This is a genomic window from Planococcus liqunii, from assembly GCF_030413595.1.
Classification (GTDB): domain Bacteria; phylum Bacillota; class Bacilli; order Bacillales_A; family Planococcaceae; genus Planococcus; species Planococcus liqunii.
The window spans coordinates 143080-163594 of record NZ_CP129238.1 but is presented as its reverse complement, the minus strand read 5'-3'; the positions used below and the strand labels follow the sequence as shown (position 1 = coordinate 163594).

Sequence of the window (20515 nt, the reverse complement as noted above, 5' to 3'; positions counted from 1 at the left end):
GTGTTGCTTGTTTTCGTTGTTTCAATGTCGTCATATCCAGTTTTCAAAGAACAAGGGTTGAAGTGTCATGTCCAGCTCCAAACGCCAGCTCCCGCGTCTGCTTCACGCTTTCCTTCGACATGCAAGCATGTCAAGTCAAGCCTTCCAGCAGCCGGTTGAGCTGAACGGCGTTTTTCGCCTTTCAGTGAACCTTCAAAACTGAACGCAAAACGTCAACCGGAGCGTAAGCTCCGTTCCGATATTATCCTTAGAAAGGAGGTGATCCAGCCGCACCTTCCGATACGGCTACCTTGTTACGACTTCACCCCAATCATCTGTCCCACCTTCGGCGGCTGGCTCCACAAGGGTTACCTCACCGACTTCGGGTGTTACAAACTCTCGTGGTGTGACGGGCGGTGTGTACAAGGCCCGGGAACGTATTCACCGTGGCATGCTGATCCACGATTACTAGCGATTCCGGCTTCATGCAGGCGAGTTGCAGCCTGCAATCCGAACTGAGAACGGTTTTCTGGGATTGGCTCCCCCTCGCGGGTTGGCAGCCCTTTGTACCGTCCATTGTAGCACGTGTGTAGCCCAGGTCATAAGGGGCATGATGATTTGACGTCATCCCCACCTTCCTCCGGTTTGTCACCGGCAGTCACCTTAGAGTGCCCAACTGAATGCTGGCAACTAAGATCAAGGGTTGCGCTCGTTGCGGGACTTAACCCAACATCTCACGACACGAGCTGACGACAACCATGCACCACCTGTCACCGCTGTCCCCGAAGGGAAAGCCCTGTCTCCAGGGCGGTCAGCGGGATGTCAAGACCTGGTAAGGTTCTTCGCGTTGCTTCGAATTAAACCACATGCTCCACCGCTTGTGCGGGCCCCCGTCAATTCCTTTGAGTTTCAGCCTTGCGGCCGTACTCCCCAGGCGGAGTGCTTAATGCGTTAGCTGCAGCACTAAGGGGCGGAAACCCCCTAACACTTAGCACTCATCGTTTACGGCGTGGACTACCAGGGTATCTAATCCTGTTTGCTCCCCACGCTTTCGCGCCTCAGCGTCAGTTACAGACCAGAAAGTCGCCTTCGCCACTGGTGTTCCTCCACATCTCTACGCATTTCACCGCTACACATGGAATTCCACTTTCCTCTTCTGCACTCAAGTCCCCCAGTTTCCAATGACCCTCCACGGTTGAGCCGTGGGCTTTCACATCAGACTTAAAGGACCGCCTGCGCGCGCTTTACGCCCAATAATTCCGGACAACGCTTGCCACCTACGTATTACCGCGGCTGCTGGCACGTAGTTAGCCGTGGCTTTCTGGCGAGGTACCGTCAAGGTGCCAGTAGTTAGCTGGCACGGTTTCTTCCCTCGCAACAGAGTTTTACGATCCGAAAACCTTCATCACTCACGCGGCGTTGCTCCGTCAGACTTGCGTCCATTGCGGAAGATTCCCTACTGCTGCCTCCCGTAGGAGTCTGGGCCGTGTCTCAGTCCCAGTGTGGCCGATCACCCTCTCAGGTCGGCTACGCATCGTCGCCTTGGTGGGCCGTTACCCCACCAACTAGCTAATGCGCCGCGGGCCCATCCTGCAGTGACAGCCGAAACCGTCTTTCCGTAACCTCCCAGGAGGGAGGTCAAACTATTCGGTATTAGCACCGGTTTCCCGGAGTTATCCCGATCTGCAGGGCAGGTTGCCCACGTGTTACTCACCCGTCCGCCGCTAAACGCTTGGAGCAAGCTCCAAGTGTTCCGCTCGACTTGCATGTATTAGGCACGCCGCCAGCGTTCGTCCTGAGCCAGGATCAAACTCTCCATTATAGAGAACTGACTTGCTCAAATTCTGCTGGCGTCTCGCCGTTCCGAAGAACGCACGAGTCGCTTGATCTGGCAATGCCTGATCAGTAGTTAAGCCACGAACACCGGTTTGCTCACGTACCCTTGCTCCGATTGCCTGCGGCAACCTTCGCAAAAGCCGTTCTCGCGCCAAGGCGCTCGTGACGTCTTTCGTTGACGTTTTGCTGTTCAGTTTTCAAGGTTCATGTTTTGTCGCCGTTATCGTTTATGTTGTTCGTTGTTGCTTGGCGACTTTTATTATATTAAAGCATGTTTATATTCCTGTCAACACATTTGGGAAAGTTTTTTCTAAAGTTCTTTTTTCTTTTTTGCTTTCTTTATCGTAACGCTTCTAAAAGCTTGCTGTTATGCGTTTTCGCCAGCAGTTCAACCTTCGTATTTTTTCATTTCATTCTCCTATTTTAACTCCAAATTGTTTTTCTGAAATTTTAATCATTGGTATATTTATTCAAAGTTCTTTCATTCCCTATCCACTAAAAAATCACCTTAGCTTCCTTCTATTAAGAAAGAACCCAAGGTGATTTTAGGTGAATATTATTTTTTGGGGCTTGCTTGTGCTGCAGCTCTCCGTGCCGCCCGCCGCTCTTCCAGCTTCTGGCGGTCAATATCAGACTGCTCATTGTATTTTGGCAGCACCAATAGTTGATAGGCATTTACCGCCAGGAATGGAAACAACAATAAGGTCACCCAACTGTCGATGTTTCCTGCGTCTACCATCAATGCCGGCAGCCATTCAACCGTTGTAATGACAATCATAAAGAACAAAGCAGAAATGAAAGCTTCTTTGTTTGTCCATTTTGCTTTAAAGTACGCTGTTGTAAATGCTGTTACCAGCAGAATCGCCAACAGGATGCCGTACAGCCAAACCTGTCCGGATGTTTCTGCGTTCGGACCGAATCGAAACACGATTAAATCCAAAATTACTACTACAATAATCAGCACCTGGATCCAATTCCACAGGCGCAAGGTCCGGAAAATATTCATGCCGATCTGATGCACCGTCAAATAAGCGAAAAAGCACAGCTGGCTGATAATGCTCATCGTTAATCCGATAATGACCAGCCAAACAAATGCTGCAAGGACTTCTCCCCACTCACCGTTTGCTACAGGCTTTGAAAATATATCATTCCAGCGGATGAAGATGCCGAGAATACCGGTTACTGCTCCACCGATTAAAAGCGCTTTAAAGAAAAATTTAACCCAATTTCGTATAGTCACGTAAATGCCTCCATTGTTTGAAATCCTCTTAAGATTGTATCAACCCCCAACCAAAAAATCCATTGGCCGCACGCTTTTGATGTGAACAATGCTTGACAGTCGTGACAATTTGTCAAATATGAAAAAATCCCGAAAGCCAAAATCGGCTTTCGGGATCGCTTTTTTATTTTTTGGCAAACTGAACCAAAATCTGTTCAGCAATTTCGCCGTAAATTTTACCGGTCGGATGGTCTTCAAGATATACCGACGGCGCAAAGTCTGCTTCGTTCCAATCCGGCTGGCCTAAAGGAATCTGACCAAGCAATGGCACTTGCAGTTCTTCCGCAAGCTTAGGACCTCCGCCTTGGCCGAATAAATATTCTTTCTTGCCTGTTTCCTTGCTTTCAAACCAAGACATGTTTTCAATAACCCCTAGAACTTCATGGTCCGTTTGAATAGCCATCGCACCAGCACGAGCTGCTACGAATGCAGCAGTCGGATGTGGAGTCGTCACGACGATTTCTTTTGAAGCTGGCAGCATCTGGTGGATGTCCAACGCAACGTCGCCTGTTCCTGGCGGCAAATCGAGAAGAAGATAGTCCAGGTCTCCCCACTCAACATCGCGGAAGAATTGATCCAACACTTTTCCAAGCATTGGGCCGCGCCATACTACTGGCATATTGTCTTCTACAAAGAAGCCCATCGAAATTACTTTCACGCCAAAGCGCTCCACCGGAATAATGGTATCTCCGCGAACCACAGGCACTTTATCGATTCCCATCATATCCGGAACACTAAAGCCGTAAATGTCAGCGTCAATCAAACCGACTTTTTTGCCAAGGCGTGCAAGGGCAACCGCCAAGTTGACAGAAACCGTTGATTTACCGACGCCGCCTTTTCCGCTCGCAATCGAAATAAATTCGACTTTATTCAGTGGAGACAGCAAATCCTGTGCTTCCGACTCATTTGCCGTTCCACGGAACTGCGCCAAAGTTTCGGGTGCCAATTCTTCAAAGCGGATACCGACAGATCCGGCTCCCGCTCCTTTTAAAATTTCTACCACTTTCATTTGCATTTGCATCTGTTCAGGCGTATTCGTTTTGGCAATCGCCAGCTTAACGCTTACGTGGTTTTTTTCTTCTTTTATTTTCACAGACGTGATGCCGTTTGTTTCCGTCAGCGATCTATGTAAAAACGGATCTTGTAACTCTCCGAGTAACTCGCGAACTTGTACTTCAGTCAACATATCCTACACTCCCTATCACTTTTGCTCACCGTAAATTATATCATAGACCCCTTCATTTTAAATGTATTCTGTCTTCTAGAAGAAAAACGGAAGCGTCGCTTCTATAAGATTTGCCAGAAAGAACAAAACCCCTTTTCTCCGGAGAGAAAAGGGGTTTCTGTAATATTAACGTTTTGAGAACTGTGGTGCACGACGAGCTGAACGCAAACCTGGTTTCTTACGCTCTTTCATACGTGGGTCACGAGTTAGCAATCCAGCAGATTTCAAAGCTGGACGGAAAGCAGGGTCTACAGTAAGTAGAGCGCGTGCAATTCCGTGGCGTACTGCTCCAGCTTGACCTGTGAAGCCTCCGCCTCTTACGTTTACAAGCACATCATAGCTTCCTAGAGTTTCAGTAGCTACTAGTGGTTGTTTGATGATTTGTTCAAGTGTTTCGTATGGAACGTAATCCGATACGTCACGGTTGTTGATTGTAATTGTGCCGTCTCCTGGTACTAAACGTACGCGAGCTGTAGAGTTTTTACGGCGACCTGTACCAATATATTGAACTTGTGCCAAGGGTGTATCCTCCTCTTATTTACTAATGATTAACCGCGAAGCGTGTAAGCTTCTGGCTGTTGTGCTTGATGGTTATGATCTGGTCCAGCGTATACGTGCAATTTTTTGAACTGCTGACGGCCTAAAGTGTTTTTAGGAAGCATCCCTTTGATAGCCAATTCAAGCATTTTTGTTGGGTAGTTTGTGCGCATTTCAAGAGCTGTACGCTGTTTCAAACCACCTGTGTATTGCGTGTGGCGGTAGTAGATTTTGTCAGTAAGTTTTTTGCCTGTAAGGTGAATCTTTTCAGCGTTGATGATGATTACGTGATCACCTGTGTCAACGTTTGGTGTGAATGTTGGTTTGTATTTACCGCGTAAGATTGAAGCGACTTCAGAAGCTAAACGTCCAAGAGTTTGCCCTTCTGCATCGACAACTAACCATTTACGCTCGACTTCGTGACCTTTAGCCATGAATGTTGTACGCATGTATATTGTCCTCCTAAAATATCATCTCTTTTTATAATCATGTTCCAATGTTCCGTTGTTACATGTTCGTTCCGTTGTTCCGTTTTTTCGTTATCCCATAACACAAATAACCTTCCGGGGCATATCGTGGGGGTAATGAAAATACCATACATCATCATATAACGGATGAACTCGAAAGTCAAGGGTTTTTCCAAAAACACCTGGAAAAGTTGTTTCAGCTTTCGTAAGCCACATTTTCCAGGTATAAGCCGTGGGCTGCCGCGGTTTTCCCCGCCTTGCTCCGGTCCGCTGCTGCGACAATTCCCGCAAGGTCGGAAGCAGCTCGTCGGCCGGTTCCCACTTCCATCAAAGTGCCTGCAATGATGCGCACCATATTGTACAGAAAGCCGGATCCTTCAATCACCATATGCAATTCTTCCCCGTGCTCTTCCAGCTCCAGGCGCCGGACAGTCCGGACTTTGTCCACGACACCGGTATTCGCTGCACAGAAACTTGAAAAATCATGGGTGCCGAGAATCGCTTCTGCCGCTTGCTTCATTTGCTCCACGTCCGGGCGCTGTTTGACATGTACCATGTAATTGCGCGTAAACGGGCTGATGATTGGGGCGCGGTCCCATTTATAGCGGTAAGTCTTGCCGCTTGTATGGTAACGCGCATGGAAAGAAGGATCCGCTTCCTCAATCGCATGCACCCGGATATCTTCAGGGAGCAGCACATTCAGCGCTTTTAGCCAGCCGCCCAAAGGAATATTGAGCGGGCTGTCAAAATGGATCACCTGGCCTGTGGCATGCACTTTGGCATCCGTGCGCCCGCTCGCCACGACCTGGACCGTTTCCCCTTTATGGATCGTTTTTAAAACCTTCATCAATTCTTGCTGGACGGTACGCGAATCCGGCTGGATCTGATAGCCTGCAAACCCGGAACCGTCATAAGAAATGGTTGCTTTGTATCGTTTCATAGTTCTCTCCTTACGTCCGGAAATACCAGAGCACTGCCGTTAATCCAACCAGCATCAATAAGCTCAGCGTATCTCTCATCCGCCAATCCAGCTGGCGGTAGCGTGTTCTGCCTTCCCCTCCCCGGTAGCCCCGCACTTCCATGGCGGTTGCCAAGTCTTCAGCGCGTTTAAAGGCACTGACAAACAAAGGAATCAGGAGCGGTACGACCGCTTTGATGCGCTTCTTCAACGGACCTGAGCCAATATCTGAACCTCTTGCCATTTGCGCTTTTAAAATCTTTCCTGTCTCATCCATCAAAGTCGGAATAAAACGCAGCGAGATCGACATCATCAGCGCCAATTCATGGACCGGCAGTTTGATGCGTTTAAATGGCCCCAAGAGCACTTCGATGCCGTCCGTAATCGAAATTGGTGAAGTGGTCAGCGTTAAGATGCTCGTGATGAACACCAGCACCAGGAAGCGGATCGAGATGAAAATCCCTTGCCGAAGGCCCTCTTCATAAACTTCAACAAAACCGAAGCTAAAAAGAAGGTCGCCTCCCTTCGTAAAGAAGATATGCAGCATAAAGGTAAAAATCAACAAAATAAAGACCGGCTTTAAGCCATTCACTAAGAAATAAAGGCGAATTTTTGATAAAAACACCACAAAAAAGGTAAAAGCCAGCAAGAGCAAATACGTCAGCGTATTATTGGCCACAAAAACAATGGCAATAAACAAAAAGACAAACAGAATTTTCGCCCGTGGATCCATTCGATGGACGAAAGAATCTCCTGGAATAAAACGGCCAAATATCATTTTCTCCATCATTCGGCTGCACGTCCTTCCAAAAAAGCAAGGGCCAGGTTTTTAGCCAGGGCTTCTTCAGTCAGCGAGATGCTATCCAGTTTTATCCCCAACTTTTCCTCGAATTTCCGCTGGAGCCGAATCGTCCGAGGCGGCTCCAGGCGGTAATCGAGCAATTGCTCTTCATTTGAAAAAATGTCTTTCGGCTCCCCTGTCGCTACGCATTTGCCTTGGTGCATGATGGCGACTTGATCGGCATAGCGGGCGGCGTCTTCCATGCTATGCGTCACAAGCACGGTAGTTAATCCCTTCGAAATATGAAGCTGATGAAACAGATCCATGATTTCACGCCGGCCTTTCGGATCCAGTCCGGCTGTCGGTTCATCCAATACCAATACGTCCGGCTCCATCGCCAGAACACCGGCAATGGCCACACGGCGCATTTGCCCACCGGATAAATCAAACGGCGATTTTTCTAACACGTCAGCAGGCAATCCCAATTGTTCCACCAGTTCATGGGCACGCCGGCTTGCTTCTTCTTCAGAAACGCCATAATTCAATGGCCCGAACATGATGTCTTTCAGCACCGTTTCATCGAACAGCTGCTGTTCTGGAAATTGAAAAACAATGCCGACTTGGCGGCGGATGTCGCGCAAATGCTTGCCTTTTGTCTTGGCATCCACTTGCTGCTCACCAATCACCACGGACCCTTCGGTTGGCTTCAGCAAAGCGTTTAGATGCTGCAAAACGGTCGATTTCCCTGATCCCGTATGGCCAATGATTGCTGTATACGAACCGGACGGAATATGGATATTGACATTGTGCAGCGCTCTTTTTTCAAACGGCGTATTCATGGCGTAACTGTATCCTACTTCTTGGAGTAAAATGTCCATAATTCCTCCACCAGCTCGTCTTCTGTCATATGTTCTCCTAAAACCTGAACACCCGCTTCTCTCAGCAAATGCGTCATGCGCATCGCAAAAGGCAGATCCAGGCCGAGCGTTGTCAGTTCATTGCCGGTCAGAAATACTTCTTCCGGCGTTCCTTCTTTGTGCTTGCGGCCCGCATTCATCACAATGATGCGGTCTGCAAGCGCCGCCTCTTCCAAGTCATGGGTAATGGAAATAACCGTCAGGCCGGTTTCTTCCCGCAGTTCGCGGATGGTCTCAATGACTTCCATGCGCCCTTGTGGATCGAGCATGGAAGTGGCTTCGTCCAAAATCAATAGCCGCGGCCGTAGAGCCAGGGCACCCGCTATGGCTACCCGCTGCTTTTGTCCCCCTGAAAGGTGATGCGGTTCATGGTCCAGGAATTCTTCCATTTTTACTTGGCGGAGAGATTCTTTCACGCGAACCACCATCTCTTCATGAGGCACTCCGTTATTCTCTAAGGCAAAAGCAACATCATCCTGCACGGTAGCTCCCACAAACTGGTTGTCCGGGTTTTGGAAGACCATCCCCATCTGGGAACGGATATCCCATAAACTCTCTTCGGACATCGTCAGGTTCATTGCTGCCACTTCTCCCGCTTGCGGAAACAGCAATCCATTCATCAATTTGGCAATGGTCGATTTGCCTGAGCCGTTATGGCCGACTAAAGCGATCCATTCCCCTTCTTCTATTGAAAAGGACAGGTCCGCTACTGCGGGCCTTACCGACTGATCGTCCGGCGTATATGTAAATGTCACATCTTTGAATGACATAATAATCGAATTCATCTCAGCTAACCTCCTCTGTACTGCCTATCTCTACTCTACTCGGTCTAGTAAGCATATGTAAAATGGTAAATAAATAAAAAAAGCGCGCACCTCATTCAGAGAAATGCGCTTATCTGTCTATGGCTCTCCGGGTGCTTAAGCCGGAGCTGAATGAGGTGCGTAGAGCTAGACAAGTCGCCGCCTTTCGGCTCGCTCATCGTAACGCTCAGCTTTTCATATTTGTCGTATAAATCATGATGCTAAAAGAAGAGGGCGCGAACCCTCTTCAACTAATTTAATGGTGCTTCGGCATATTTCGTCCGAAGGCTTTAATCCGAATCGGATGATTCAGATTAAACTAATTCGATAATAACGATTGGTGCACCGTCTCCGCGACGAGGACCCATTTTCATGATACGCGTGTAGCCGCCTTGGCGTTCTGCGTAGCGTGGAGCAACGTCATCAAACAATTTTTGCAAAGCAAAGATTGTGTTTTCGTTACCTTCTGCGTCAGTAGATGTTACTAGCTCACGGCGGATATATGCTGCAGCTTTACGGCGTGCGTGAAGATCTCCACGTTTACCAAGCGTAATCATTTTTTCTACAGTCGAACGCACTTCTTTCGCACGAGCTTCAGTCGTTTGAATGCGCTCATGTACGATTAAGTCTGTTGTAAGGTCACGTAATAGTGCTTTACGTTGAGAACTTGTACGTTGAAGCTTTCTCATTGAAGTTTCCCTCCTTTGTTAAATAGTTCGGATCAGATTCCTGGTATTCAGTCTTCTTTGCGAAGGCCTAGACCCAAATCTTCCAACTTCACTTTAACTTCTTCTAGTGATTTGCGTCCAAGGTTGCGGACTTTCATCATGTCGTCTTCCGACTTGCTTGCCAGTTCGTGTACCGTGTTGATACCCGCACGTTTTAAGCAGTTGTAAGAGCGAACCGAAAGATCAAGTTCTTCGATAGTCATCTCAAGCACTTTTTCTTTTTGGTCTTCTTCTTTTTCAACCATGATTTCAGCCGTTTGTGCCTCGTCAGTCAATCCCACGAAGATATTTAAATGCTCAGTAAAGATTTTAGCCCCAAGTGCGATTGCCTCTTTTGGACCAATGCTGCCATCTGTCCAAACATCAAGAGATAATTTGTCGAAATTAGCGAGTTGACCCACTCGTGTATTTTCTACTTGGAAGTTAACACGTGAAACAGGCGTATAGATTGAATCAACCGGGATAACGCCAATCGGCAAATCGTCACGTTTGTTCTGATCTGCACGTGCATATCCACGGCCTCGGTTCGCATACATGCGCATACGTAGGTGGCCGCCTTTAGCGATCGTTGCAATATATAAATCCGGATTCAAAATTTCCACGTCACTGTCGTGCGTGATATCTGCAGCCGTAACCGTTCCATCACCTTTGACGTCAATTTCAATGACTTTTTCTTCGTCAGAGTAAATTTTCAAAGCCAGCTTCTTAATGTTCAAAATGATAGAGGCTACATCTTCTTCTACACCTTCAACAGTGGAGAATTCGTGTAATACACCGTCAATTTGAATCGAAGTAACAGCAGCGCCTGGTAAAGATGAAAGTAAGATTCGACGTAAGGAGTTACCTAAAGTGGTTCCATATCCACGCTCAAGCGGTTCAACAACAAATTTTCCATATTTGGAACTGCTGTCGATCTCGACCGTTTCAATTTTTGGTTTTTCTATTTCGAGCATTCATTTTACCCTCCTTCAAAACGTCGGTGTTTTTTTCGTTAAATCAAGAATTCGATAGTCACAGACTTTCGCTACAAGTTGGTACACATTCAGTAAGTCGTGATGTTCAAAAATCTTATTCAGATTAACGATTACACGCGGCGGCGTTTCGGTGGACGGCAACCGTTATGAGGTACTGGAGTTACATCTTTGATAGCTGTAACTTCTAGTCCGGCAGCTTGAAGCGCACGGATTGCAGCCTCACGACCTGAACCAGGACCTTTAACTGTAACTTCTAGAGTTTTAAGACCGTGTTCAATTGAAGTTTTAGCAGCGGTTTCAGCAGCCATTTGAGCAGCGAAAGGTGTAGATTTACGAGAACCTCTAAATCCTAGAGCACCAGCGCTTGACCATGATACTGCGTTCCCTTGCATATCTGTAATTGTAACAATTGTGTTGTTAAATGTTGAGCGGATGTGAGCAATACCTGATTCGATATTCTTTTTCACACGACGCTTACGAGTTTGTTGTTTACGTGCCATGTTAAGAAGAAACCTCCTTTACTGATTATTTTTTCTTGTTCGCTACAGTTTTACGAGGACCTTTACGCGTACGCGCATTGTTCTTCGTATTTTGACCGCGTACAGGTAGTCCACGGCGGTGGCGGATGCCACGGAAGCTTGCAATTTCCATCAAGCGTTTGATGTTCATTGATACTTCACGGCGAAGGTCACCTTCAATTTTGTATTGATCCAATTGTTCACGGATATTGTTCAACTCGTCTTCAGTAAGATCACGAACGCGTGTATCTTCAGAGATACCAGCAGAAGCAAGTACTTTCTGAGCCGTAGTTTTACCAATACCGAAAATGTATGTTAATGAAATAACAACGCGTTTGTCGCGCGGAATGTCAACACCAGCAATACGTGCCATGTGTATGATGCACCTCCTTCATATTAGCCTTGTCTTTGTTTGTGTTTCGGATTTTCACAGATTACCATTACTTTACCGTTTCTGCGAATAACTTTACATTTTTCACAGATCGGTTTTACAGATGGTCTCACTTTCATCTAACCCAACCTCCTTAGTAGTCCGGAGTGCAAAAGATTATTTAAAACGGTATGTGATACGACCGCGTGTTAAATCGTAAGGAGATAATTCTACTGTAACTTTATCCCCTGGCAGAATGCGGATGAAGTGCATGCGGATCTTGCCGGATACATGCGCAAGAATCGTATGGCCGTTCTCCAGTTCCACTTTAAACATCGCGTTAGGCAAAGTCTCAACGACTGTTCCTTCAATTTCGATTACATCGTCTTTCGCCATCGACCCAGTCTCCCTTCTGTATACAAATCAGGTTCTCATCTTCAAACAGTATTTGCTGATTGAATTGTTCTATTCATTCACCAGGAATGCATGAGTGACATTCGAAAGACAGTCTCCGAGTTCCACTGCCCGCAGATGCGGAGAGGGGGTAATCCGGTTTAGCCAGTCTGACTCATGTTTCCTCGACCGTCCGGACTGCCTTGGATGAGTTCCAAACCCGTTACACAGATGCTTCCACGAAACCCATTATACTATTTCCAGTGCACAATTGCACATCGTGCACCCTGCACCGGATTTCATATAATTAGGCATTGTTTGCTTTTGCAGCTCTCGAAAATTCATATCTCCGGTGCTCCTTAAAGCCACATGGAGGCAACTAACTGCGCCCGGCGCCGGGACTTAACCTCGGTCGCCCTTTAGAAGAGCATCAATGTCAGCAAATACTTTTTGAATGTCCTGCTGTCCATCTATATTTTTCAGCACGCCTTTGTCTCCATAGAAATCAAGAAGCGGCTGTGTTTGGTTAATGTTGACTTCTAAACGTTTCGTGACGGTTTCAGGCTTATCATCTTCACGCTGGTAGAGTTCTCCGCCATCTTTGTCGCAAACTCCCTCAACTTGAGGAGGATTGAACGCAGTATGGTAAGCAGTTCCACAAACTTTACAGATCCATCGGCCTGTTAAACGTGCAATTAGTTCATCTTGTTCAACTTGGATGTTTACGACATGCTCGATTCTTTTGCCGAGGTCGGCAAGAAGAGATTCCAGCGCTTCAGCTTGTGGGACTGTACGCGGAAAGCCATCTAATAGAAAGCCTTCTGCACAATCCACTGCACTAAGACGCTCACGGACGATACCGATAGTCACTTCATCAGGCACTAATGCCCCTTGATCCATGAACGATTTTGCTTCCAAGCCTAGTTTCGTTCCGCCTTTGATGGCGGCACGGAACATATCACCTGTAGAAATATGAGGGATGTCGTACTTCTCAACAATTTTGTCTGCTTGTGTACCTTTGCCGGCACCCGGCAGACCCATTAATACGATATTCATACGGTTTTGCCCCCTCAGACAAGTAGCAAGGAACGCGTTACCGTTCCCAAGACCCTTGATTATTTCATAAAGCCTTTATAATGACGTTTAACAAGTTGCGATTCCAGTTGTTTCATCGTCTCCAGTGCTACCCCTACGATAATCAGAAGGCTAGTACCGCCGATTTGAGCCGATTGGGGCAAGCCCGCAAGGTTGATGAAAAGGATCGGCATAACCGCAATGACTGCTAGGAAAATAGCTCCGACAAATGTTAAACGGTACAACACACTTGTTAAATAATCTTGCGTATTTTTACCCGGGCGGATTCCTGGAATATAAGCACCTTGCTTTTTCAGGTTATCCGACATGTTTTCAGGGTTCACCTGAATGAATGCGTAGAAGTACGTGAATGCAATAATCAAAGCGACATAAATAATCATGCCGACTGGACGCGTGTAGTCAAACGTATTCTGGACCGCATCCGTAAACGCGTTGGCACCAAAGAATGAAGCAATGGTTTGCGGCGTGATGATAAACGCCACTGCGAAGATTACTGGAATAACCCCAGCCGAGTTTACTTTCAAAGGTAAATGCGTTTGTTGTGCATTCGTTGTCTGGCCGCGGCCAGCAACGCGTTTTGCATACTGGATTGGAATTTTGCGCAGCGCTTGCTGAACATAAATGACCAATACAGTAACAGCAACAACTGCTAATGCCAGCAATGCCATGATAGCAAGATTGATTGGGAGTTGATCTCCAGCTCCTTCGATCTGCTGAGCATATAATTGGTTGATAGCTCCAGGTATTGCAGCGACAATCCCAGCGAAGATGATAATCGAAATACCGTTCCCCACACCTTTTGCCGTAATCTGCTCACCAAGCCACAGTAGAAAAGCTGTACCGCCAGTCAAAACAATCGCGATGACTGCATAAGTTGCAATCGTATCGTTCTGAATTAAAGATCCACCATAAATCTGGTTGAATCCGTAAGACATGCCGATCGCTTGAATAAAGGCTAGTACAATTGTGAAGTAGCGAGTGAATTGAGCAAGTTTCCGTCTTCCGACTTCTCCTTGTTTCGCCCACTCAGCAAATTTCGGTACAACGTCCATCTGCAATAATTGCACGATGATTGACGCTGTAATGTATGGCATGATCCCCATCGCTAAAATCGAAAAGTTAGCAAGGGCGCCTCCACCGAAAGTATTTAAGAATCCAATCAAGCCAGCTTGATCGGTAGCTTGCAGAACTGCTGCATCGACATTAGGCACCGGAATGAAAGTTCCGAGCCGGAAAATGACGAGCATCAGTAATGTAAAGAAAATTTTATTTCGAATATCAGTCACGCGCATAAAATTAGAGATTGTCTGAAACATTAAAGCACCTCGGTTTGTCCACCGGCAGCTTCAATCGCTTCTTTAGCTGATCCAGAGAATTTGTGAGCTTTAACAGTCAGTTTCTTCTCCAAGCTACCGTTGCCCAGAATCTTGATTCCAGAACGTTCGTTGCTCACAACACCTGATTCGATAAGCAATGCAGGTGTAATTTCTGTGCCTTCGTCGAAACGGTTCAATACGTCAAGGTTTACGACAGCATAGTCTTTGCGGTTGATGTTTGTAAATCCGCGTTTAGGCAAACGACGGAACAATGGGTTTTGTCCACCCTCGAATCCAGGACGAACTCCTCCGCCTGAACGTGCGTTTTGACCTTTATGACCTTTACCTGCTGTTTTACCAGTACCTGAACCGATACCGCGTCCGATACGCTTTCTAGAACTGCGTGAACCTTCTGCTGGTTTTAATTCATGAAGTTTCATTTGGTTGGCACCTCCTTCTATAGAAATCAGGGATTAAACTTCTTTGATAGTTACTAAGTGAGCGACTTTATCAAGCATTCCGCGAACGGCTGCATTGTCTTGCTGCTCAACTGTTTGATGCATTTTGCGAAGTCCAAGTGATTGAACGACTTTGCGTTGGTTCGGTTTAGCCCCGATTACGCTTTTTGTGAGGGTAATTTCTAGTTTAGTAGCCATGTAATTTTCCCTCCTTATCCTAATAGCTCTTCTGTAGTTTTGCCGCGAAGTTTTGCAACTTCATCAGCACTTTTCAGTTGAGTTAAACCGTTGATAGTTGCACGTACCATGTTGATTGGTGTGTTTGAACCAAGAGATTTAGACAAGATGTCTTGTACTCCAGCAAGTTCAAGTACCGCACGGACAGGTCCGCCTGCAATTACTCCAGTACCCGGTGAAGCAGGTTTGATAAGAATTTGGCCTGCACCAAAGCGGCCGATTACTAGATGTGGAGTTGTACCTTTAACCATAGGTACTTCGATTAGGTTTTTCTTCGCATCTTCAATAGCTTTACGGATCGCATCTGGAACTTCTTGTGCTTTACCAGTACCGAAACCGACATTACCATTCTTGTCGCCTACAACAACTAATGCGGAGAAACGGAAACGACGTCCACCTTTTACAACTTTCGCTACGCGGTTAATCGTAACTACGCGTTCTTCAAGTTCAAGTTTGTTTGGATCAATACGACGCATGAAATGTGTCCCTCCTTCTTTTAAAATTGTAAACCATTTTCACGTGCAGCTTCTGCAAGTGCTTTAATACGCCCGTGATACAAATAACCACCGCGGTCGAAAACAATCGATGACAATTCTTGTTCTACAGCACGTTTAGCGATAGTTTCGCCAACTTTAGCTGCAGCTTCGATATTGCCTTTTGAACCTTCGAAGTCTTTTTCCATTGATGATGCGCTAACTAGTGTTACACCGTTTACGTCATCGATCAATTGAGCGTAGATATATTTATTTGAACGGAATACGTTTAAACGCGGGCGTGATGCTGTACCCGTAATTTTTGAACGTACGCGAGCATGACGCTTTTTACGAGATGCGTTTTTATCGAGTTTCGTAATCACTGAGGTCACTCCTTTCAGCCTGCCTAAGCAGCATTATTTACCTGTTTTACCTTCTTTGCGGCGAACTTTTTCCCCTTCGTAACGAATCCCTTTGCCTTTATATGGCTCTGGAGGACGTACTTGGCGAATGTTAGAAGCTAGAGCTCCAACGCGTTCTTTGTCGATCCCTTTAACGATTACTCGTGTGTTCGATGGAACTTCAACAGAGATTCCTTCTTCCGGAGTGAATTCTACCGGGTGAGAGTAACCTACGTTAAGAACCAATTTCTGGCCTTGCAGCTGAGCACGGTATCCAACCCCAACCAATTCAAGCACACGCTCGAATCCTTGTGAAGTTCCTAGAATCATGTTAGCAAGCAAAGCACGAGTAGTTCCGTGAATTGTGCGGTGTTGTTTCGAGTCAGAAGGACGTGTTAGTGTTAGCACGTTTTCTTCTTGAGAAATTGTAATATCTTGGTTAAATGCGCGAGTCATCTCGCCTTTAGGACCTTTAACAGTTACTACGTTGCCGTCAGCGACAGTTACAGTAACGTCAGCAGGTACCTCGATTGGTTTTTTACCTACACGTGACATTCTATTGCACCTCCATTCGTTTGTTTCTGATTACCAAACGTATGCTATAATTTCTCCGCCGATTTGTTTCGCGCGGGCTTCTTTATCAGTTACTAAACCTTGTGATGTCGATACTAAAGCGATTCCTAGACCGTTTAGTACACGTGGCACCTCGTTAGTTTTTGCGTAAACACGTAGTCCTGGTTTTGAAATGCGTTTCAATCCAGTAATAACGCGTTCGTTGTTAGCTCCGTATTTCAAGAAGATACGGATCATACCTTGTTTGTCATCTTCAACGTATTCAACGTCACGGACGAAACCTTCACGCTTCAAAATTTCAGCGATGTCTTTTTTCACATTAGAAGCCGGAAGCTCTAATTTCTCGTGACGAACCATGTTCGCATTACGAATGCGTGTCAGCATATCTGCAATCGGATCTGTCATTGTCATTACTTTTACCTCCTTCCCAAATTAGGGGATTACCAGCTGGCTTTTTTGACGCCAGGAATTTGTCCCACATATGCAAGTTCACGGAAACAAATACGGCAAAGTTTAAATTTGCGTAATACTGAATGCGGACGTCCGCATCGTTCACAGCGTGTGTACTCTTGTACTTTAAACTTTGGCGTGCGTTTTTGTTTTGCGATCATAGATTTTTTAGCCACGTTTACGCCTCCCTCACGTTTACTTTTGGAACGGCATTCCGAATTGTGTTAATAACTCACGAGCTTCTTCATCAGAGTTCGCAGTTGTTACAATTACGATGTCCATACCGCGTACTTTAGAAACTTTATCATAATCGATTTCAGGGAAGATCAATTGTTCTTTCACGCCAAGTGTGTAGTTACCGCGTCCGTCGAAAGATTTTTTCGAAACGCCACGGAAGTCACGTACACGTGGAAGTGAGATAGCAATCAATTTATCCAGGAAGTCATACATACGCTCTCCGCGTAGTGTAACTTTACATCCGATAGGCATACCTTCACGAAGACGGAAGCCAGCGATAGATTTCTTAGCTTTAGTAATAACTGGTTTTTGACCAGTGATCGTTTGTAATTCTTCAACAGCCGAGTCTAGAGACTTAGTGTTTTGAACAGCTTCACCCACACCCATGTTGATAACGATTTTATCAACTTTAGGTGTTTGCATTACGGATTTATATTCAAACTTGCTCACTAGAGCAGGAGTGATTTCATTCACATATTTTTCTTTTAGGCGGTTCATGTGTGTACCTCCCTTCATTCAGGAATTTTATTTATCTAATTTTTCACCGGATTTTTTTGCAACACGAACTTTTTTACCATCTTCAACCTTGTATCCTACACGAGTCGGCTCGCCGGATTTAGGGTCAAGTAACATAACGTTAGAAACGTGAATTGCTGCTTCTTGGCTGACAATTCCACCTTGTGGGTTTGCCTGGTTCGGTTTTGTATGCTTTTTGATGATGTTGATACCTTCAACAAGCACACGGTCTTTCTTAGGTAGAGCAGCCAAAACAACACCTGTTTTGCCTTTATCTTTACCGGAGATTACCTTAACTGTATCGCCTTTTTTAACATGCATTCTGTCGCACCTCCTTGGTATGGCACATTGATTTATTAAAGAACTTCAGGAGCAAGTGAAACGATTTTCATGAAGTTGTTGTCGCGAAGTTCGCGGGCAACAGGTCCGAAAATACGTGTTCCACGTGGACCTTTATCGTCACGGATAATAACACATGCATTTTCATCAAATTTAATGTAAGTACCGTCTTTACGGCGAGCTCCGCTTTTCGTGCGAACGATGACAGCCTTAACGACTTCACCTTTCTTAACAACGCCACCTGGTGTTGCTTTTTTCACGGTACAAACGATTACGTCACCGATGTTTGCAGTCTTACGACCAGAACCACCAAGCACTTTAATCGCTAGTACTTCACGAGCACCCGAGTTGTCTGCAACTTTTAAACGACTTTCCTGTTGGATCACTTAGGTTACCTCCCTTCGGAATTTCTTAGGTTCCGAAATTATTTAAATTAGATAATAACCGCTTTTTCTACAATTTCCAATACGCGGAAACGTTTAGTAGCTGATAGCGGACGAGTTTCCATGATGCGAACGATGTCGCCCATTTTAGCTTCGTTTAGCTCATCATGAGCCTTAAATTTCTTAGAGTATTTTACACGTTTGCCATAAAGTGCGTGCTTCTTTTGAGTTTCAACCATTACTGTAACGGTTTTGTCCATTTTGTCAGACACAACACGGCCTGTGTATACTTTGCGTTGGTTACGCTCAGTCATACTTGCAAACCTCCTCTCGAATTATCAGTTATTGCCACTGATTTCTCTTTCATGAATCACAGTTTTCATACGCGCGATCGCTTTACGTACTTCGCGGATGCGAGCAGTATTTTCTAATTGACCAGTAGCCAATTGGAAGCGAAGGTTGAAAAGCTCTTCTTTCAGTGATTTCACTTTTTGTTCGATTTCAGCAGTGGTTAAGTCACGGATTTCATTAGCTTTCATTCGATTCACCACCAATTTCTTCACGTTTTACGAACTTTGTTTTGATCGGAAGTTTGTGAGATGCAAGGCGCAATGCTTCGCGTGCCACTTCTTCAGATACTCCAGCTAGTTCGAACATTACTTTACCTGTTTTAACAACCGCTACCCAGCCTTCAGGCGAACCTTTACCGGATCCCATACGTACCTCAAGAGGCTTTTTCGTATAAGGTTTATGCGGGAAAATTTTAATCCAGACTTTACCGCCACGTTTCATGTAACGAGTCATGGAGATACGAGCTGCTTCGATTTGGCGGTTAGTGATCCAAGATGATTCCAAAGCCTGGAGACCAAATTCACCGAATGCGATTTCTTTGCCGCCTTTAGCTTCTCCGCGCATTTTTCCGCGGTGCTCACGACGATATTTAACGCGTTTAGGCATTAACATATTATTTGCCTCCTTCCTCAGATTTCTTCTTAGTTGGAAGGACTTCACCGCGGTAGATCCATACTTTTACGCCAAGTTTGCCGTAAGTAGTGTCTGCTTCAGCGTGTGCATAGTCGATATCAGCACGAAGCGTATGGAGCGGAACAGTACCTTCACTGTAGTGTTCAGCACGCGCAATGTCAGCGCCGCCTAGACGTCCAGATACTTGAGTTTTGATCCCTTTAGCGCCAGAACGCATAGTGCGCTGGATTGCTTGTTTTTGTGCACGGCGGAAAGACACGCGGTTTTCCAATTGACGTGCAACACTTTCAGCAACTAGTCTCGCATCAAGGTCAGCTCTTTTGATTTCAATAATGTTGATGTGTACACGCTTGCCAGTCATAGAGTTAAGCTGTTTGCGAAGTACTTCTACTTCAGAACCACCTTTACCAATTACCATACCTGGTTTCGCAGTGTGAATTGTTACGTTAACACGGTTTGCAGCGCGCTCAATTTCGATTTTAGAAACTGAAGCTTCTTTCAAACGTGCTTCGATGTATTCACGGATTTTAATATCTTCGTGAAGAAGTGTCGCATAGTCTTTTTCAGCGTACCATTTTGACTCCCAGTCACGAATGATTCCGATACGCATCCCGATTGGATGTATTTTTTGTCCCACGAATTATCCCTCCTTCTTCTCAGATACCACTAGTGTGATGTGGCTTGTACGTTTGTTGATTGCGCTCGCGCGTCCCATTGCACGTGGACGGAAACGTTTCAATGTTGGGCCTTCGTCAACGAATACTTCGCTAACAATCAGGTTGTCCAAGTTCATTTCGTAGTTGTGTTCAGCGTTAGCAGCTGCAGATTTCAATAACTTCTCAATTACAATCGATGACGATTTTGGAGTATGTTTTAAAATTGCAACGGCTTCGCCGATTTGCTTGCCTCGGATTAAATCTACTACTAAACGGACTTTACGAGGAGCAATACGTACTGTTCTAGCAACAGCTTTTGCTTGCATGGGGAAATCCTCCTCTCAATTAACGTCTTGTTTTCTTATCGTCTGCACCATGACTAGCGTATTTGCGTGTTGGCGCGAATTCGCCTAGTTTATGGCCTACCATATCTTCAGTTACGTATACAGGGATGTGCTTACGGCCATCGTATACTGCAATTGTTTGTCCGATGAATGTCGGGAAAATTGTAGAACGGCGAGACCAAGTTTTAATCACTTGTTTTTTCTCAGAGTCCTTTTGCGCTTCAACTTTTTTCATAAGATGATCGTCAACAAAAGGTCCTTTTTTCAAGCTGCGGCCCATTTGGGATC

General features: G+C 45.8%; 32 protein-coding genes and 1 rRNA gene. All 33 read right to left on the bottom strand.

Annotation, left to right across the window (positions count from 1 at the left end; translation table 11 throughout):
• Positions 1 to 251 precede the first annotated feature (251 nt).
• Positions 252 to 1801: ribosomal RNA gene (locus QWY22_RS00860) — 16S ribosomal RNA — on the bottom strand.
• 570 nt (positions 1802 to 2371) lie between these two features.
• Positions 2372 to 3055 (bottom strand): KinB-signaling pathway activation protein, encoded by a 684-nt coding sequence (locus QWY22_RS00855; protein WP_300982507.1) that lies wholly within the window; start codon positions 3053 to 3055, stop codon positions 2372 to 2374.
• A gap of 163 nt (positions 3056 to 3218) precedes the next feature.
• A complete protein-coding gene (locus QWY22_RS00850) occupies positions 3219 to 4280 on the bottom strand; it encodes an iron-sulfur carrier protein/transcriptional regulator SalA (RefSeq protein WP_300982506.1) in 1062 nt (353 codons plus the stop codon).
• A gap of 165 nt (positions 4281 to 4445) precedes the next feature.
• Positions 4446 to 4838, bottom strand: a complete 393-nt coding sequence (gene rpsI / locus QWY22_RS00845) for a 30S ribosomal protein S9 (protein ID WP_036803984.1) — start codon at positions 4836 to 4838, stop codon at positions 4446 to 4448.
• 29 nt (positions 4839 to 4867) lie between these two features.
• A complete protein-coding gene (gene rplM / locus QWY22_RS00840; RefSeq protein ID WP_036803970.1) occupies positions 4868 to 5305 on the bottom strand; it encodes a 50S ribosomal protein L13 in 438 nt (145 codons plus the stop codon).
• Between the two features lie 214 nt (positions 5306 to 5519).
• Positions 5520 to 6263: a tRNA pseudouridine(38-40) synthase TruA gene (gene truA / locus QWY22_RS00835; protein ID WP_300982505.1), complete on the bottom strand. Its 744-nt coding sequence runs from the start codon at positions 6261 to 6263 to the stop codon at positions 5520 to 5522.
• A 10-nt stretch (positions 6264 to 6273) separates the two neighbouring features.
• Positions 6274 to 7071, bottom strand: coding sequence for an energy-coupling factor transporter transmembrane component T family protein (locus QWY22_RS00830; protein WP_036803963.1), 798 nt, complete (start codon positions 7069 to 7071; stop codon positions 6274 to 6276).
• Positions 7068 to 7940, bottom strand: a complete 873-nt coding sequence (locus tag QWY22_RS00825) for an energy-coupling factor ABC transporter ATP-binding protein (protein ID WP_300982504.1) — start codon at positions 7938 to 7940, stop codon at positions 7068 to 7070. Before QWY22_RS00825 ends, QWY22_RS00830 begins: the two co-directional genes overlap by 4 nt.
• Positions 7916 to 8764, bottom strand: coding sequence for an energy-coupling factor ABC transporter ATP-binding protein (locus QWY22_RS00820; RefSeq protein WP_074511479.1), 849 nt, complete (start codon positions 8762 to 8764; stop codon positions 7916 to 7918). Before QWY22_RS00820 ends, QWY22_RS00825 begins: the two co-directional genes overlap by 25 nt.
• A 332-nt stretch (positions 8765 to 9096) precedes the next feature.
• Entirely contained in the window at positions 9097 to 9471 is a 375-nt protein-coding gene (gene rplQ, locus QWY22_RS00815) for a 50S ribosomal protein L17 (protein ID WP_036803955.1), read from the bottom strand.
• 47 nt (positions 9472 to 9518) lie between these two features.
• Complete coding sequence (locus QWY22_RS00810) at positions 9519 to 10463, bottom strand: DNA-directed RNA polymerase subunit alpha (RefSeq protein ID WP_036803951.1); 945 nt, start codon at positions 10461 to 10463, stop codon at positions 9519 to 9521.
• Positions 10464 to 10594: 131 nt separating this feature from the next.
• The gene (gene rpsK / locus QWY22_RS00805) at positions 10595 to 10984 is read right to left on the bottom strand and encodes a 30S ribosomal protein S11 (RefSeq protein WP_006828953.1); all 390 of its coding nucleotides are present in this window, start codon (positions 10982 to 10984) and stop codon (positions 10595 to 10597) included.
• A 25-nt stretch (positions 10985 to 11009) separates the two neighbouring features.
• Positions 11010 to 11375, bottom strand: coding sequence for a 30S ribosomal protein S13 (rpsM, locus tag QWY22_RS00800; RefSeq protein ID WP_036803947.1), 366 nt, complete (start codon positions 11373 to 11375; stop codon positions 11010 to 11012).
• A gap of 23 nt (positions 11376 to 11398) precedes the next feature.
• A complete protein-coding gene (gene rpmJ, locus QWY22_RS00795; protein WP_006828951.1) occupies positions 11399 to 11512 on the bottom strand; it encodes a 50S ribosomal protein L36 in 114 nt (37 codons plus the stop codon).
• 37 nt (positions 11513 to 11549) lie between these two features.
• The gene (gene infA, locus QWY22_RS00790; protein WP_006828950.1) at positions 11550 to 11768 is read right to left on the bottom strand and encodes a translation initiation factor IF-1; all 219 of its coding nucleotides are present in this window, start codon (positions 11766 to 11768) and stop codon (positions 11550 to 11552) included.
• Between the two features lie 399 nt (positions 11769 to 12167).
• Complete coding sequence (locus QWY22_RS00785) at positions 12168 to 12821, bottom strand: adenylate kinase (protein ID WP_036803944.1); 654 nt, start codon at positions 12819 to 12821, stop codon at positions 12168 to 12170.
• A 59-nt stretch (positions 12822 to 12880) separates the two neighbouring features.
• On the bottom strand, positions 12881 to 14176 hold the full coding sequence (secY, locus tag QWY22_RS00780) for a preprotein translocase subunit SecY (RefSeq protein ID WP_036803942.1): 1296 nt from the start codon (positions 14174 to 14176) through the stop codon (positions 12881 to 12883).
• Positions 14176 to 14616, bottom strand: a complete 441-nt coding sequence (gene rplO / locus QWY22_RS00775; RefSeq protein WP_036803939.1) for a 50S ribosomal protein L15 — start codon at positions 14614 to 14616, stop codon at positions 14176 to 14178. Before rplO ends, secY begins: the two co-directional genes overlap by 1 nt.
• A 33-nt stretch (positions 14617 to 14649) precedes the next feature.
• Complete coding sequence (gene rpmD, locus QWY22_RS00770; protein WP_036803937.1) at positions 14650 to 14832, bottom strand: 50S ribosomal protein L30; 183 nt, start codon at positions 14830 to 14832, stop codon at positions 14650 to 14652.
• A gap of 14 nt (positions 14833 to 14846) precedes the next feature.
• Positions 14847 to 15347 carry a 30S ribosomal protein S5 gene (rpsE, locus tag QWY22_RS00765; RefSeq protein WP_036803933.1) on the bottom strand — a complete coding sequence of 167 codons (501 nt, stop codon included), beginning with the start codon at positions 15345 to 15347 and terminating at the stop codon, positions 14847 to 14849.
• A 20-nt stretch (positions 15348 to 15367) separates the two neighbouring features.
• Positions 15368 to 15727, bottom strand: coding sequence for a 50S ribosomal protein L18 (gene rplR, locus QWY22_RS00760; RefSeq protein WP_300982503.1), 360 nt, complete (start codon positions 15725 to 15727; stop codon positions 15368 to 15370).
• 33 nt (positions 15728 to 15760) lie between these two features.
• Positions 15761 to 16300, bottom strand: a complete 540-nt coding sequence (rplF, locus tag QWY22_RS00755) for a 50S ribosomal protein L6 (RefSeq protein WP_036803926.1) — start codon at positions 16298 to 16300, stop codon at positions 15761 to 15763.
• A 30-nt stretch (positions 16301 to 16330) separates the two neighbouring features.
• Complete coding sequence (gene rpsH / locus QWY22_RS00750; protein ID WP_006828942.1) at positions 16331 to 16729, bottom strand: 30S ribosomal protein S8; 399 nt, start codon at positions 16727 to 16729, stop codon at positions 16331 to 16333.
• 29 nt (positions 16730 to 16758) lie between these two features.
• On the bottom strand, positions 16759 to 16944 hold the full coding sequence (gene rpsN / locus QWY22_RS00745) for a 30S ribosomal protein S14 (protein WP_006828941.1): 186 nt from the start codon (positions 16942 to 16944) through the stop codon (positions 16759 to 16761).
• A 19-nt stretch (positions 16945 to 16963) separates the two neighbouring features.
• A complete protein-coding gene (gene rplE / locus QWY22_RS00740) occupies positions 16964 to 17503 on the bottom strand; it encodes a 50S ribosomal protein L5 (protein WP_036803924.1) in 540 nt (179 codons plus the stop codon).
• A 27-nt stretch (positions 17504 to 17530) separates the two neighbouring features.
• A complete protein-coding gene (rplX, locus tag QWY22_RS00735) occupies positions 17531 to 17842 on the bottom strand; it encodes a 50S ribosomal protein L24 (RefSeq protein ID WP_036803921.1) in 312 nt (103 codons plus the stop codon).
• 35 nt (positions 17843 to 17877) lie between these two features.
• Complete coding sequence (gene rplN, locus QWY22_RS00730) at positions 17878 to 18246, bottom strand: 50S ribosomal protein L14 (RefSeq protein ID WP_036803916.1); 369 nt, start codon at positions 18244 to 18246, stop codon at positions 17878 to 17880.
• 47 nt (positions 18247 to 18293) lie between these two features.
• A complete protein-coding gene (gene rpsQ, locus QWY22_RS00725; RefSeq protein WP_036803914.1) occupies positions 18294 to 18557 on the bottom strand; it encodes a 30S ribosomal protein S17 in 264 nt (87 codons plus the stop codon).
• Positions 18558 to 18581: 24 nt separating this feature from the next.
• Positions 18582 to 18782 carry a 50S ribosomal protein L29 gene (rpmC, locus tag QWY22_RS00720; RefSeq protein WP_036803912.1) on the bottom strand — a complete coding sequence of 67 codons (201 nt, stop codon included), beginning with the start codon at positions 18780 to 18782 and terminating at the stop codon, positions 18582 to 18584.
• Complete coding sequence (gene rplP / locus QWY22_RS00715) at positions 18772 to 19206, bottom strand: 50S ribosomal protein L16 (protein ID WP_036803910.1); 435 nt, start codon at positions 19204 to 19206, stop codon at positions 18772 to 18774. The genes rpmC and rplP overlap by 11 nt, the downstream gene beginning before the upstream one ends.
• Before the next feature lies 1 nt (position 19207).
• Complete coding sequence (rpsC, locus tag QWY22_RS00710; protein WP_036803908.1) at positions 19208 to 19864, bottom strand: 30S ribosomal protein S3; 657 nt, start codon at positions 19862 to 19864, stop codon at positions 19208 to 19210.
• Positions 19865 to 19867: 3 nt separating this feature from the next.
• On the bottom strand, positions 19868 to 20209 hold the full coding sequence (rplV, locus tag QWY22_RS00705; protein ID WP_036803906.1) for a 50S ribosomal protein L22: 342 nt from the start codon (positions 20207 to 20209) through the stop codon (positions 19868 to 19870).
• Between the two features lie 19 nt (positions 20210 to 20228).
• Positions 20229 to 20507, bottom strand: a complete 279-nt coding sequence (gene rpsS, locus QWY22_RS00700; RefSeq protein ID WP_006828932.1) for a 30S ribosomal protein S19 — start codon at positions 20505 to 20507, stop codon at positions 20229 to 20231.
• Between the last annotated feature and the right edge of the window lie 8 nt (positions 20508 to 20515).